The organism is Pseudoalteromonas sp. NZS71_1, assembly GCF_015864305.1.
Taxonomy (GTDB): Bacteria; Pseudomonadota; Gammaproteobacteria; order Enterobacterales; family Alteromonadaceae; genus Pseudoalteromonas; species Pseudoalteromonas arctica.
Genome location: NZ_JADYXM010000001.1, coordinates 668,564 through 682,964 on the forward strand (window position 1 = coordinate 668,564; position 14,401 = coordinate 682,964).

Sequence of the window (14,401 nt, forward strand, 5' to 3'; positions counted from 1 at the left end):
GCAGCCTAGGCTGCCTTTTGTCATTTATAAAATCGTATTTATTTTACATATTTTTTAAATGCAGCGTCTACTGGTGTATCAGCAAGGTGATTAGTGTAGTTGCTCATTACTTTTTGAGACAAGCCTACAATAATTTCAAGTAGTTGTTGCTTACCGTAACCTGCTGCAAAGAATTTTTCGATTTGCTCATCGCTGATCACGCCACGTTCACGTGTCATTGCGAGTGTAGTTTCACGAAGAGTTTCTAGCTTAGGGTTTTCAAGTGGTGTTTTGTTTACAAGTGCATCAACAACACCTTGATCAACTTTCATTGCCGCTGCAATACCACTGTGAGCAGGAACACAGTAATGACATGCGTGCTCAACGTTAATTGATTGCCATACTACTGTTAGCTCTTCTGCATTGAATGATGTTTTTTGAAACAGCTCATGCAGTACTTGGTAACCTTTAAGTAATGTTGGTGCTTCAGCCATTACTGCATGTAAGTTAGGAAGCATACCAAATGCTGCTACTGAATCAGCTAGTAACGGTTTTGCTTCTTCTGGTGCGTTTTCTTGAGTGTATAAAGTAAATTCGGCCATGGTTAGCTCCTAATAATTAATAGTTTTAAGTAACTTCGAGACACATAGTATTTGATTTTGAGCGACTGTTCAAGTTAAAATTGAGCAAATGTTCAAATTGATTGAGAATGATATGGCTAATAAGGTTAAATTTGAACGCGATAATGTAGTTCGCGTTGCAAGCCAGCTATTTTGGCAAAAAGGTTTTCATGCAACCTCAACGCGTGACTTACAAGAAGCCGTTAATATGCGCCCGGGTAGTATTTACTCTGCGTTTGGCTCTAAAGAAGGGCTATACTGCGAATCGCTGAAAGATTACACAGTACAAATGAAAACCCAAATAGAGGGGTTTCTATCAAGTGCAGATACAGTACTTGGTGGGTTACGTGCATTTGTTGAAAACGTGGTAATTAAAACAAAAGATTGCAGCCCAAGCGCTATTTGTATGCTGGTTAAAGCAAACAGCGAGTTTGCAGAAAAAGACTCAAACCTATACGAGTTAAGCTTAGATTTAACAGCTCAATTTGAAGCTTATTTAACGCAGTTGTTTACACAAGCAATAAACAAAGGTGAGTTAAGTAATACGTTGACCGCTGTTGAATATGCGCGCTTTTTTCAGGTGCAATTTACAGGTCTACGCGGTTATTTTAATCGTCCTAATGTAGAGCAATGTGCTGAGCCAATGATCAACCAAATGTTTATGTTGATTAAAAAGTTATAAATAGCAGTTATCGAGCATTCTCAACAAGTTATACTTATTTTACTAAATAAAAATGGCCAGTATTAACTGGCCATTTTTTTGTGCTTAAAGCTTAATTTATAAGTTACGTTTTAAGCTTATTTAGCTCATTATCTTGCTGGGCAACAAGTGCATTAAGCGCTTCGCTGCTATCTCCTGCTTGTGTAGATAAGTCAGCAAGTTGCGATGCGGCATCAGATATAAGCGTTAAATTACGGTTTATTTCTTCAGTTACTAAGCTTTGCTCTTCGGCAGCGGTTGCAATATGTGTAATTTGATTGGTTATTTCATCAACTTTAACGACAACACTGTGCAGAGCATCAAAAGCTACTGATGTTTCATCAACGGCATTTTGTGCACGTACTACGCCTTTTTCAATAACGGTAGATGCGTTACCTACTTCAGATAGTAAACTATCAATTAACTGGCTTATGTCATCTGTTGATGAACGCGTTTTAGAAGCAAGTGCACGTACTTCATCAGCAACAACGGCAAAGCCTCGCCCATGCTCACCTGCGCGCGCAGCTTCAATGGCTGCGTTAAGTGCAAGTAAGTTTGTTTGTTCTGAAATAGTACGAATTACATCTAATATTTGCGTAATGTCTTTACTACGTGAAGCGACTTTTTCAACTGCTTGGTTGGCTTCTTTAATTTCTTCAGACATCGTTTTAACTTGTGTCATCGCTGACGATAAGCTCGACTCACTACTTACTACCAAGCTATTTATTTCATCGGCTTGTTGGGCTGATTGCTCTGATGCTCTGGCGACTTCGAGTGCTGTTGCGCTCATTTCGTTCATAGCCGTTACCACACTTTCAATTTCTTGAAATTGAGATTGAACATTATGCTTAGTATCAATAGCGATGTGTTGTGCTATTTCGCCTTGCTGTTTAGTTTGCTCAGACACCGCTTTTAGTTCAGAAATTAAATCACGTAGTTTTGCTAAAAATCGATTAAACCCACCAGCTAATGCAATAAGTTCTGCGTGGCTATCAACATGCAATGTATGCGTTAAATCACCCTCAGAACTTGCGAGGTTATCAACCCGCTGTTGAATTTGTTGTAGCGGCGCTATTACACCTGCAATTACTAATTTCATAATAACAAAAGCAACCACAGCAATTATTAAGCCTGTAATTAAAATAATAAACCCGAGTGATGCTGCTGTTTCTTGCATGTTTTTTTCTAGCGCTTCAGGCCCTGCAAGTGCTAGGTCTGTAGGTACTTCTATGATTAATGACCACTGAGTGTTTGCTAGTTTTATATCAATTGGATAATTTACTAAATATTCACTATTTGTTTTAAAAATACCGCTTTGCCCTTTAGACTTTTCAATATCATTAAATATAGTAGAACTAACAGCCTCTTTAATTGGGCGCCCTAATTTAGATTTATAATGACTGCTGCCTACAACTAAACCTAAATCACTTAATAAGGTTACTTTAGCTTGACCATTGTAAAGCTGCTTAGAAAGCTGCTCAGTCATTACTTGAAAGGTTGGTAGAGTTAAATCAACGCCTGCTAAACCAATAAACTGGCCTGACTTTAAAATAGGCACGGTTAACGAAGTTAGCATTACCGAATCGCCCGATGGGATTTCGTATAAATACGGTTCCATAATACAAGGCTTAAGTGTGTCTTTTGCGCACAAATACCACTGCGCTTCGCGAATACCAAACTCATTAAGCGTTGTTATGTATTTATCGGCGGCATTCGCTACTTTTTGTTGTTCAATTACACCTTTTTGATCGCGAGTTATGTATACCTCTAACGTACCAGCACTATCTACTGAATGCTTATACCCTTGTTGATATTGAGAGTCTTGCCCATCAAAAGCGTTTGGTTCAAATTGAGAATAAATAGATGATAAGAGAGTATTTTGTTCTAAAACCGCTTTATTTATACTGACAACTGTATCTCGGTCTAAAGTGCTTTGTTTTGCTGCATCGCCAAGTAATGCCGCTAATGAATAAGGAACACGGTAAGCTTCATTAATAAAGCCAGCAATTTTTTCTCCGTATCCAGCCGCATGAGCATTAAGCTTTTCTTCTACTTCTACAATAATGTACTCTTCGGATTTGGTCGCTAACTGCTTATTACTTGATGATAACTGCCACCACAAAATGCCTGATAGCACTAGTACAGTTATAAATATACTACCGACACTTAGCCAGAGTAACTTTTTTGCTAACGATATTTCTCGCATTCATCACACCCTTTAAATTAAAACTACTGATACAGTTTAGTAGATCTAATCAATGAAGCTATGAATATCGTTAAACAAATTGAATTTAATACAATACGTTGAGTTTTTTAAAGTTTAGCCAAACGTGCCGTTGTGATTGAGGCCGCAATTAATAAACACACACTCACCCATAAACATGCACTAAGCCCATACACTTGAAAAACCCAGCCAGAAAGCACCGTACCAAGCAAGCGCCCTATTGCATTAGCCATATAATAAAAACCAACGTCGAGGGACACCCCGTCATTTTTAGCAAAACTTACTATTAAGTAACTGTGCAGTGATGAATTTACGGCAAATACACCACCAAAAATAAGTAAGCCAATTACAAGCGTAAAATGTACCGCGATATCAAATTGCATCAACAACGCTAAAATACAGGTTACGCCACTTAATAAAGCAACCCACCAATATGCTTTTTTGACTGAGTGTGAATTTGAATCGCTTTGTCCAGTTATGCGTGGAGCTTGCGATTGCACCAGCCCATAAGCAATAACCCACAAAGCCATAAAGCCGCTTACCCACCAGTGATCCCAGTTAAACTGAGCGGCTAAGTAAACCGGTAATGCAACGACAAACCACACATCACGCGCTGCAAACAAACATAAACGCGCAGCACTAAGTAAGTTGATTGCACGAGATTTAGAAAATAACTCTTTAAACTTAGGTTTGTTTGTAGCTTTGCCAATATCGCCTTTCAAAAAAATTAAACTAATAACCCACGCAACACTAAGTAATGCAATTAGGCTTATTAGTGCACCTACAAAACCAAATACAGTAAGTAATAAGCCGCCTAAAAAAAAGCCCACCCCTTTTAACGCATTTTTAGAGCCTGTAAGTATGGCAATCCATTTATATAATTGGCTTTGCCCCTCATCGCTTTGCGGTACTAAATACTTAATGGCGCTTTTGGCACTCATTTTATTTAAGTCTTTAGCTATGCCACTCAATGCTTGCGCTGCCATAACATAGGCAACGGTTAGCCAATCCCCTGGCACGCAAAGCATGGCTAAAGCGACAAGTTGTAGCCCAAGCCCTACATTCATGGTTTTGTTCAACCCTAAATGCGCGCCAAGCCAACCACCTACTAAATTGGTGATCACCCCAAATATTTCATAAAACAAAAACAACATGGCTATCGCAAATGCACCATAACCCAACTGATGAAAATACAGCACCACCAACATGCGTAGCGCACCATCAGTTAAAGTAAATGCCCAATAGTTACCAGTAATTATTAAATATTGTTTTATAGAGCTCGGTAAGTTAGCCAACTGCGCAAACATAGCGTTAAACCTTTTTAAACGAGATTAAACCAAATCACTTTGTGCAACTTTAAGCATTAGCTCAGCAGTACGGTTTGCATAACCCCACTCGTTATCGTACCAAGCGTATAGTTTAAGTTGAGTGTTGTTAATTACCATGGTTGAAAGCGCATCAATAGTGCAGCTGCGCGGATCTGTTTTGTAATCTATAGATACAAGCGGCTTTTCTTCGTAGCCTAAAATACCTTGTAGCTCGTTATTTGCAGCGTCTTTAAACCACGTGTTTACTTCGTCTTGTGTAACACCTCGCTCGAGCTCAAAAACACAATCGGTAATTGATGCGTTAGTAAGAGGTACACGCACGGCATGGCCGTTTAATTTACCTTTAAGCTCAGGAAAAATATGCGTAATAGCCGTTGCACTACCGGTTGTAGTAGGTATTAAACTTGTACCGCACGAACGCGCACGGCGTAAATCTTTATGAGGGGCATCAATAATCGTTTGAGTATTAGTAATGTCGTGAATAGTGGTCATTGAGCCGTGCTTAATGCCCACTTTTTCTTGCAAAACCTTTACTATTGGCGCTAAACAGTTAGTTGTGCAAGAAGCCGCAGTAACAACTTTATGCTCACTTGGGTTATAAAGATCATCGTTTACACCCATTACTACATTTAAAATACCGTCTTCTTTTACAGGTGCGGTTACCACAACACGCTTAACGCCTTGTGCTAAATATTGATTTAACAGCTCAGTGGTTTTCATTTTACCGCTGGCTTCTATTACTACATCGCAATCTGACCAATCAGTTTCGTTTATGGTTTTGTTGTTGGTAACTGCAATCGTATGCTTACCCACACTAAAGCTATTATCATCACTAGAAACCTGTTGTGCTAAGCGCCCATGTACTGAGTCAAACTCAATTAAATGTGCGTGGGTTTTAGCATCGCCCGCTACATCATTTACTTTAATAAACTCTATTTCTGGCCAATCAACTGCTGCACGCAGAGTTAAACGTCCCATACGGCCAAAACCGTTAATACCTACTTTAATAGTCATAATTAAATACCTTTAATAAGTTAATTTATTAGTTAGTTGCAGCAGCTAGTAATACGTTCAGGGCGATTACCCATAACATTTAAGCGCGTTAAATCGTTTTCATAAAATGAAGGGTTAGCAGTCAGGGTTTGCGTTAATACATTTTTAGCCCACTCTGGCAGGGCTTTATTAATACTGTAATAAACCCATTGATTTTGTTTTCGGTCGCTCAATAATCCGCATTGTCTTAACTGCGCTAAATGGCGAGACACTTTAGGCTGGCTTAACTCAAGTGCAGCAACCAGTTCGCATACACATAGCTCTTCTTCGTGGCTAATTAGCAGCATTGCCTTTAAACGCGTATCGTCCGCTAGGCATTTATAAAATTGAAGTGGGTTGAATTGTTCCATACTGTCCTCACTGTGCTTATGCATACATAATAAAACAAAATAACAATATATGGAATAGTGAATATACGTTTTATCGTATATTTAATTTTTATGCCTTAAACGCAAAAAAGCACACAACGACTAATTGTCGTTGTGTGCTTTTATAATTTTTCTTTATTCAGTTATTAAATAACAGAAAGCTCTACTTCAATATTGCCACGTGTTGCGTTTGAATATGGGCATACTTGGTGTGCTTTATCTACAAGCGTTTGCGCTGCAGCTTTATCCATATCACCTAGTGATACAGCTAGTTTTACTGCAATACCAAAACCGCCTTCAATAGCACCAATAGACACTTGTGAATTAATATGTGTGTCGCTTGGTAAATCTATTTTTTCGCTACCTGCTACAAATTTAAGTGCGCCAATAAAACATGCTGCATAACCTGCGGCAAATAATTGCTCTGGGTTAGTGCCTTGTCCGTCGTCTCCGCCTAAACCTTTAGGTGTTGATAAATTTACATCTAAACGACCATCATCAGATTTAGCTACGCCCTCACGGCCGCCAGTTGCAGTTGCTTTTGCTGTGTAAGCTACGTTTTGTAATACATTCATAATGAACTCCAAAGTTTTAAAATATCAATCAATTTAGTTTGTGTGCAAAATAATAGATCAAGTAATTAGAGATTGCAAATACTTTGCATGCAAATTAAAATAGCATGTATTGAAATAAAGGATAACGTTATGCCGTTTGAGCAATTAAAGTTAAAAAATCAGTTATGCCACCGGTTATATATGGCATCTAACAGCATTGCGCGTGCGTATCGCGAGCCTTTAAACGAGCTAAATTTAACTTACCCGCAATACGTAGTAATGATGGCGCTGTGGGAGCAAGACGAAATAACAATTGCAGGGCTAATAGATAAAACCGCGATAGATGGCGGTGCTATGACCCAAATACTCAAAAAAATGAGCGACAAATCATTACTGGCTGTTATTAAAGATGAGCACGACAAACGCAAACGCCTAGTGCAGCTAACCCAGCATGGCCAATCACTTAAGTTAAAAGCAGCCGATATTCCTAAAAATATTTTATGTAAATTTGATAGTGTAGATGCAACACAAGCGAAGCAGTTGATGCAGCTGCTCGATTTAGTAGTAAACGACTTAGCCGATTAGGCTCTTAATTTTTAAACAATAAACGTGTTTTAAAAGGTTTTAAAAATGACTCATATTAAAAAATTACTATTAGCTGCGGCGTGTAGCACGGCACTTTTAGGTAGCAACGCCGTATCTGCTAACACCGCTGGCCAAAATGCTGATTTAAAAACAGTAGCCACTTTTGATGCGCAGCACCCACCGGGCAACATTGCTATTACCCCATCCGGCAGAAAGTTTTTATCTGTGCATGGCTTTTTTGGCCAAAAGCAAAAAATTATGGAGCTTTTAAGCGATGGTACAACTAAGCCCTACCCTAATGAAGAATGGGCATACGCGTACAATAACGGTAAAGGTTTTTACGATGTACTTGGCATAAACGTATCAAGCGATGGCGTTTTATGGATGCTCGACACTTCAGGACCCGATCACGCTGGGCGCTTAGTAGGTTGGGATACAAACAAAGAGCAACTGCACAAAATTATTTATCTGGCTAAACCGACCATTACCGACACCTCGTTTTTAAACGATTTAGTCATCGATAATAAACATGGCGTTGTATACATTGCTGACACAGCCCAAGGCAGACAAGCCGCTATTATTACGGTTAACCTTAAAACAGGTGTCGCACGCAGAGTGTTACAAAATAGCCATTACACCACTGCCGAAAATATCGATATGGTTATTGATGGGCGCACAATGAGCCTTGGCGGACAACCTGCCCGCTTAGGTGTTAACCCAATTACGCTTGACCCTAACGAAGACTGGCTTTACTTTGGCTCTATGTCGGGCACGTCGGTTTACCGCATTGCCACCAGCGATATAAATAACAAGAGCCTTTCGGCTAAAGCGCTTGAAGACAAAGTTACGCGTTACGGCACTAAGCCAATTTCAGATGGTATTATTGTTGATGGCGGCGGTAACGTATATGTAACCGACATAACCAATGGCGCAATTGGCGTAGTTAAACCCACTGGCGACTACGAAGTATTATTTAAAGACGAACGTTTGAGCTGGCCTGATGGTTTTAGTTACGGAGCCGATCATAAAATATACTTTACCGTTGACGATTTACATAATTCGCCTGTACTTAATAATGGCAAAAATCAAAGCCACGGTAAGTTTAAAGTAATGTCGTTCGAGCCTTTAGTAAAAGGAAAAGTAGGCCGTTAATTTACTTTTTGAGTGACTGTATTTTTTAAAAAGCCTTGCACATTTAAGTGACCTAATAGTTGCAGGGCTTTTTGTTAAAAACACACCACGTTGGTGCATCTTTTAGTAATACTTCACCTCTTTGGTGCTAATCCTTAAGTATGTATTTACACTTAAATACTAAACACCTGATTTCTATTCATAAAATATTCAAGTTAATGTTGGCATACTTCTTCCTATAAACTGATGTGTTCAGTGAAAATACCAAGGAAAAACCATGTTCAATTTATACCATACCCTTTACCTTTTATGGCGTTTAGACATTAGCGTTTGGCAAGTTAATGATCCAACAAATACCCGCACTACCGCTGATAAAGAACGCGCCTATGTTAAGTAGCATCGTATTGTGTAAAGGCTTGGCATAAAGCTTAAATGTATAAACCTACTTTAGGCTAAGCTTTTGCACACTATGAAATTTATGTGTACATTTTAATTAAACTTCAAATTAATCGTTCAATATAAAAACAACCCCCTTGTAGTAAACTCCACATTTAAAAACATCAAAAAAATTAGTAAAAACACTGCGTTTATAACTTTGCAAGCAACCCTATTGCGTTGTATTGTTGCACCCTATTGATAATTTTTAGTTGGAACGTGTATGCACGCTTTGGAAGTTAATTTTGATGGCTTAGTTGGCCCTACTCACAACTACGCTGGTTTATCGTATGGTAATGTTGCCTCGTTAAATAACGCAGCAAGCTTTTCAAATCCTCAAGAGGCTGTGCTTCAAGGCCTTGAAAAAATGAAAGCCATGCACGACAAAGGCCTAACTCAAGGTGTATTTGCCCCTCATGCGCGCCCCGACTTAAACGTACTGCGCCGCTTAGGCTTTACCGGTAACGATGCACAAGTAATTCATAAAGCATTTAAAGCTGATCCTATTTTATTACGCGCGTGTTATTCAGCGTCAGCAATGTGGACAGCCAATGCCGCTACGGTATCGCCATCTCCTGATACAACCGACGGCAAAGTACATTTTACTTCAGCTAATTTAAATAATAAGTTTCATCGTTCATTAGAGCCTGCAACCACTACACGCTTATTAAAAGCGATGTTTAACAATGACAAATACTTTGCGCACCATACCCATTTGCCAGACCAAGGCTTTTTTGGCGACGAAGGTGCAGCAAACCATACTCGTTTTTGTGACAGCCACGGCGAGCAAGGCCTTGAAATGTTTGTATTTGGTGCCAGCGCGTTTAATAGCCAATTACCAAAACCAGCTAAATTTCCTGCAAGGCAAACTCTCGAAGCCTCAGAAGCAATTTGTCGCTTACATAACTTAAAAGATTCAAGCCAAATTTTACTACAGCAAAATCCAGACGTAATAGACCAAGGTGTGTTTCATAACGATGTAATTGCAGTAGGTAACGCCAACGTATTACTGTGCCACCAGCAAGCATTTTTAAACCAAGCTTTGGCACTGCAAGATATTCGCGAAGCGTATGTGGGCAATAAAGAATTTTATATTATTGAAGTACCTACCGATAAAGTAAGCATTACCGATGCTGTAAGTAGTTACTTATTTAATAGCCAGCTAGTGAGCCTTGAAGATGGTTCAATGCTGTTAGTGGCACCACAAGAATGTAAACGCAACAGCGCGGTTAACGCCTACATTGAAGAAATGATCATGGCTGATAACCCAGTAAACCAAGTGCAGTTTTTTGATTTACGCCAAAGTATGCAAAATGGCGGTGGCCCTGCTTGCTTGCGTTTACGTGTAGCCCTTAACGAGCAAGAACTTGCTGCAGTAAACCCAGAGGTTATTTTAACTGATACTAAATACACACAACTGTGTGACTGGGCAAAACGTAACTACCGCGACAAATTAGGCGCAAGTGACTTTGCAGACTCAGCCCTATTAACTGAAAGCTACCAAGCACTTGATGAGCTAACGCAGCTACTAAATTTAGGCTCAGTGTACGACTTTCAATTAGAAGGTTAATACCTCAGTTAACACAAAGGCTAATACTACGGCTAATACAAAAATAGCGAGCCAAGGCTCGCTATTTTTATTTGTGTTTATGTTAATACATATTTAAGCATCTTTGTTAACAGTTACTGCCGACGCCATAGACTCAGATATATGCAGCGTACGCTGCGGAAACGGAATACTCAGCCCAGCACCTTCAATTGCTTCTTTAACGCGTTTGTTTAAATCCCACACGGTTTGCCAATAATCACCATTAACAGCCCACGCACGTAATTGAATGTTCACTGCGCTTTCGCCTATTGATGTCACCATTACTTTAGGTGCAGGCTCTGCGAGTAATCGGCTCTCTGATGCAGCTAATTCTTTAAGTACATTTAAGCCAACGTCAATAGAGTCGGCATACGAAATACCCACCACTATGTCCATTCGTCTTTTGCCATTACGGGTAAAGTTTTTAATATTGCCACCCCACACTTTGCCGTTAGGCGATGCTATATAAAGGCCGTCGGTGGTTTTAAAAATAGTGGTAAACAAGTTTATTTCACTCACAGTGCCAAGCGTGCCACTGGCATCAACAAAATCGCCTATTTTAAAAGGTCTAAGTATTAGCAGCATGATACCTGCAGCAATATTACTCAGTGTATTTTTAAGCGCTAAACCAATAGCCAAGCCAGCAGCCCCCATTAGCGCAATTAAACTGGCCGTGTTTACGCCAAAAATATCTAAAATAAATAGACCGCCAATTATATAAACTAAATAACCAGCAATACTCGATAAAAGAGGAAGCAGCGTACTATCCACTCTTTTTAACGGGGATTTAGAGTTTTTAATCGCTTTTTTAACCGAGCGTGCAATTAAGGCACTCGCAACTAAAATCACCAACGCTAAAATCACCTTGTAACCTAAAGTGATGATTGTTTCTGAATGGCTTTGCCAAAACGCTAAGAGTTTATCTTTCATGTTTGTTCCGATAAATGTGGCTGAAACTCAGCAAAATAATGGTTAAATCTAATAAAACCGACTTCAAAAGAAGTGGCGCGAGTATATAGAATAAAAAATTTAAACCTATCTTTTTTAATCACTTATTTCAACTTTAAAAATACCGTTAAAACTATGGTTTTTGATACGTAGAGCCCACCTATTTACGGCTAATTTATAGCGCCTATTCAATATAGGTTAATCGTTTATTGGTATGGTTATTTTAAGCTTTCAAGGTTCACAAAAGAGGTTATCTATGGGAAAAGAGAAAATAGTACTCATAACCGGCGCTTCAAGTGGTATTGGCGAAGCAACCGCAAAAATGCTGGTTAACAATGGTCATAAAGTAATACTTACCGCTAGACGCGAAGATAAATTAACTGAATTAGTAGAGTCATTGGGCTCAGATAACGCCATTAGCGTAGCCGCAGATGCAACCGACTTTACCGCGCTTGAAAACGTAGTTGCTAAAGGCATTGAAAAATTTGGTCGTTTAGATGTTGCCTTTGCTAATGCAGGTAAAGGGCTAGACACTTTAGGGGTTGAAGAAGGCGACCCCAATGAGTGGTCAACCATGATCGACATAAACATTAAAGCCCTACTGTGGACTGCAAAACTAACAATGCCGCATTTACGCCAAAGCAAAGGACACTTTATTATTACTAGCTCAGCAACTGGTCGCAGAGCTGTTAAAGGCTCTATATACGGTGCAAGCAAATGGTTTACTTACGGTTTTTCTCAAAACCTAGCACAAGAAATTAGTGAATGGGATGGGCGTTGTACAACCATCACCCCTGGCGCTGTAAATACCCCTTTTACTGATGAAGCAAGACCTGACAAGTTATACCCGCAAGATGTTGCCGAGGCTGTGTTATTTGCCATTGAGGCAAATCAGCGCAATAACATCAGAGAAATACATTTAAGACCAACTCATTAGTAAAACAATTCTCATAATTTTGAATATGTAAACATAGGAGAAATAGTCATGGCGAAAGAAAAAATAGTCCTCATTACAGGTGCTTCAAGCGGTATTGGCGAAGCAACCGCAAAAACGCTGGTTAACAATGGCCACAAAGTCATTTTAACCGCCAGAAGCGAAGACAAATTAACTAAATTAGTTGAATCATTAGGCTCAAATAACGCACTTAGCGTAGCTGCAGATGCCACAGACTTTACCGCACTTGAAAACGTAGTAACAAAAGGCATTGAAAAGTTTGGCCGATTAGATGTAGCCTTTGCTAACGCGGGTATGGGTGTTTCAACCGCTGGCACCGAAAAAGGTGATCCCGATGAGTGGTCAACTATGATCGACATAAATATTAAAGCCCTACTGTGGACTGCAAAATTAACACTGCCGCATTTACGCCAAAACAAAGGTCACTTTATATTAACCAGCTCTGCCGCTGGCCGTAAGCCAATTGGAGGCTCTATTTACGGGGCAACTAAATGGTTTGCTTATGGCTTTGGACAAAACTTAGCTGAGGAAATGAGCCAGTGGAACGGCCGCTGCACAACCATAGCACCAGGGATGGTAAACACCCCGTTTTTTGATGAAGCTAAACCCGACAAACTCGACCCGCAAGATGTAGCCGACGCGGTATTGTTTGCTATTGAAGCAAACCAGCGCAACAGCGTACGCGAGATTTATTTAATGCCGACTAATTAACGTTGATTGGTTGAGTTTGAGCTGTCAGGTTTAATGCTAATGGTGTTAAACCTGATGGTTATTAGTGCTTAGTTTGGGTTAGATGTTAGTAGGTAAGAATGAATTAAAGGTATTACGCATTTAAAGTCTTATTAATTGCCAATGCTGCCCTTAAACCATATGTAAGCAAAATATAAGACAACGGCAATATATCCAAAAGAAATAATTAGGTTTACTTTCCAAAGGTTTAGCCAAAAATTGCCTCTGAAATAAGTGCGTACTCTTACTTCGTGGTTGAACAATGCTACTGAAGAGGGCACTAATATTAACGCAGACCAACCAAGTATAGGTAACACCATAAACATAATGCCTATGCCTGTACCTCCTGCTGAAGCGTCGGATGCTTCACCATCAATTGGGGCTAGGATCACGTAGCCTAAAATAAACCCAACAATCGCAAGTATAAAACCTAAAAGCTGAAATGTTCTCATTATTATCCTTGGCAACTAACGAGACTGTAAAATAACTCCAACAGCCAAATTCAATTAAAAAATGAGCTCCTTTAATTAACTCTAAGCGTTTTTAAAGCATTACAAGATTTAGGTTGAGTGTCACTGTAATTCACGCTGGAGCAAAACTAACTGTTTTTTTGTCCTTATTGGATCGTCTTGTTATATGGCGTTTTAACTGCATACGTTTCATACTTTACAACAAACTCTTTAGCTTGCGCTAGAGTTTCTGGATAAGGCACACTCTCGTAGCTGTTTTTAATTAGTCGAATTTTTTGGAATACAAAACCATGCTCAATTAAAAACTCTACTTTTTTCCATTGTGCCGTATCTGATTTTTTAGGTGGTTTAAAATGACGGCCTAAATTTACAGCTACACCTTTACAAACAGGACACTCAATTACTTTGGGGTAATGACATGGTTCAAGATTGAATTGGCGCATGTTTGAGGTTTTACATTCACAACAAGCAAAAGACATAGAATACTCTGGCCCCTGATATTTGACCTGTGGTTTAGGCAAATCTCTATAACCAGCTTTTCTACGAAGCTTCATCCTCGCTTGTTTATCCATACTTGATTACGCCTTATAACGCCGTTTTAAGCGGCAAATTACAGTTGGCTAAAATAAGTGAGGCACGAACAAAAAGCCAACTGTAATTTGTCCGGCTTGAAAACCCTTGTTAGGTGTTTATTCCACCGAAACTATTTTAATAGATGTTAAGCACTCTGATGT

General features: G+C 39.4%; 15 protein-coding genes. 6 read left to right on the plus strand and 9 right to left on the minus strand.

Features of this window, described 5'->3' with window-relative positions; genetic code table 11:
- Positions 1 to 38: 38 nt before the first annotated feature.
- Positions 39 to 581, minus strand: a complete 543-nt coding sequence (locus tag I6F43_RS02860; protein ID WP_007586212.1) for a carboxymuconolactone decarboxylase family protein — start codon at positions 579 to 581, stop codon at positions 39 to 41.
- Positions 582 to 693: 112 nt separating this feature from the next.
- Between I6F43_RS02860 and I6F43_RS02865 the strand changes: the two genes are divergently transcribed.
- Positions 694 to 1,281, plus strand: coding sequence for a TetR/AcrR family transcriptional regulator (locus I6F43_RS02865; RefSeq protein WP_197100886.1), 588 nt, complete (start codon positions 694 to 696; stop codon positions 1,279 to 1,281).
- A 103-nt stretch (positions 1,282 to 1,384) separates the two neighbouring features.
- Here I6F43_RS02865 and I6F43_RS02870 read toward each other — a convergent pair whose 3' ends face one another.
- The 5 genes from I6F43_RS02870 to I6F43_RS02890 form a co-directional block, all read right to left on the minus strand.
- On the minus strand, positions 1,385 to 3,505 hold the full coding sequence (locus I6F43_RS02870) for a methyl-accepting chemotaxis protein (protein WP_197100888.1): 2,121 nt from the start codon (positions 3,503 to 3,505) through the stop codon (positions 1,385 to 1,387).
- A 107-nt stretch (positions 3,506 to 3,612) separates the two neighbouring features.
- A complete protein-coding gene (gene arsJ, locus I6F43_RS02875) occupies positions 3,613 to 4,830 on the minus strand; it encodes an organoarsenical effux MFS transporter ArsJ (protein WP_197100890.1) in 1,218 nt (405 codons plus the stop codon).
- Positions 4,831 to 4,854: 24 nt separating this feature from the next.
- A complete protein-coding gene (locus tag I6F43_RS02880; RefSeq protein ID WP_197100891.1) occupies positions 4,855 to 5,865 on the minus strand; it encodes an ArsJ-associated glyceraldehyde-3-phosphate dehydrogenase in 1,011 nt (336 codons plus the stop codon).
- 32 nt (positions 5,866 to 5,897) lie between these two features.
- Positions 5,898 to 6,254, minus strand: coding sequence for a metalloregulator ArsR/SmtB family transcription factor (locus I6F43_RS02885; RefSeq protein ID WP_197100894.1), 357 nt, complete (start codon positions 6,252 to 6,254; stop codon positions 5,898 to 5,900).
- 164 nt (positions 6,255 to 6,418) lie between these two features.
- Positions 6,419 to 6,847: an organic hydroperoxide resistance protein gene (locus I6F43_RS02890; RefSeq protein ID WP_024594483.1), complete on the minus strand. Its 429-nt coding sequence runs from the start codon at positions 6,845 to 6,847 to the stop codon at positions 6,419 to 6,421.
- Positions 6,848 to 6,976: 129 nt separating this feature from the next.
- On the opposite strand from I6F43_RS02890, the gene I6F43_RS02895 reads away from it, so the two are divergent.
- The 3 genes from I6F43_RS02895 (at position 6,977) to astB (ending at position 10,547) form a co-directional block, all read left to right on the plus strand.
- Complete coding sequence (locus tag I6F43_RS02895; RefSeq protein WP_197100905.1) at positions 6,977 to 7,411, plus strand: MarR family winged helix-turn-helix transcriptional regulator; 435 nt, start codon at positions 6,977 to 6,979, stop codon at positions 7,409 to 7,411.
- 45 nt (positions 7,412 to 7,456) lie between these two features.
- Positions 7,457 to 8,563 carry an L-dopachrome tautomerase-related protein gene (locus I6F43_RS02900; RefSeq protein WP_197100907.1) on the plus strand — a complete coding sequence of 369 codons (1,107 nt, stop codon included), beginning with the start codon at positions 7,457 to 7,459 and terminating at the stop codon, positions 8,561 to 8,563.
- Positions 8,564 to 9,200: 637 nt separating this feature from the next.
- Positions 9,201 to 10,547, plus strand: coding sequence for an N-succinylarginine dihydrolase (gene astB / locus I6F43_RS02905; RefSeq protein WP_004334492.1), 1,347 nt, complete (start codon positions 9,201 to 9,203; stop codon positions 10,545 to 10,547).
- 93 nt (positions 10,548 to 10,640) lie between these two features.
- On the opposite strand, the gene I6F43_RS02910 is transcribed toward astB, so the two are convergent.
- Positions 10,641 to 11,495: a mechanosensitive ion channel family protein gene (locus tag I6F43_RS02910; RefSeq protein ID WP_121954167.1), complete on the minus strand. Its 855-nt coding sequence runs from the start codon at positions 11,493 to 11,495 to the stop codon at positions 10,641 to 10,643.
- A gap of 274 nt (positions 11,496 to 11,769) precedes the next feature.
- On the opposite strand from I6F43_RS02910, the gene I6F43_RS02915 reads away from it, so the two are divergent.
- Positions 11,770 to 12,450 (plus strand): SDR family oxidoreductase, encoded by a 681-nt coding sequence (locus I6F43_RS02915; RefSeq protein WP_076924354.1) that lies wholly within the window; start codon positions 11,770 to 11,772, stop codon positions 12,448 to 12,450.
- Between the two features lie 48 nt (positions 12,451 to 12,498).
- Complete coding sequence (locus tag I6F43_RS02920) at positions 12,499 to 13,179, plus strand: SDR family oxidoreductase (protein WP_197100909.1); 681 nt, start codon at positions 12,499 to 12,501, stop codon at positions 13,177 to 13,179.
- Positions 13,180 to 13,310: 131 nt separating this feature from the next.
- Here I6F43_RS02920 and I6F43_RS02925 read toward each other — a convergent pair whose 3' ends face one another.
- Positions 13,311 to 13,649, minus strand: coding sequence for a carbon starvation protein CstA (locus I6F43_RS02925; protein ID WP_197100911.1), 339 nt, complete (start codon positions 13,647 to 13,649; stop codon positions 13,311 to 13,313).
- A gap of 164 nt (positions 13,650 to 13,813) precedes the next feature.
- The gene (locus I6F43_RS02930) at positions 13,814 to 14,239 is read right to left on the minus strand and encodes a hypothetical protein (RefSeq protein WP_197100912.1); all 426 of its coding nucleotides are present in this window, start codon (positions 14,237 to 14,239) and stop codon (positions 13,814 to 13,816) included.
- Positions 14,240 to 14,401: the final 162 nt, after the last annotated feature.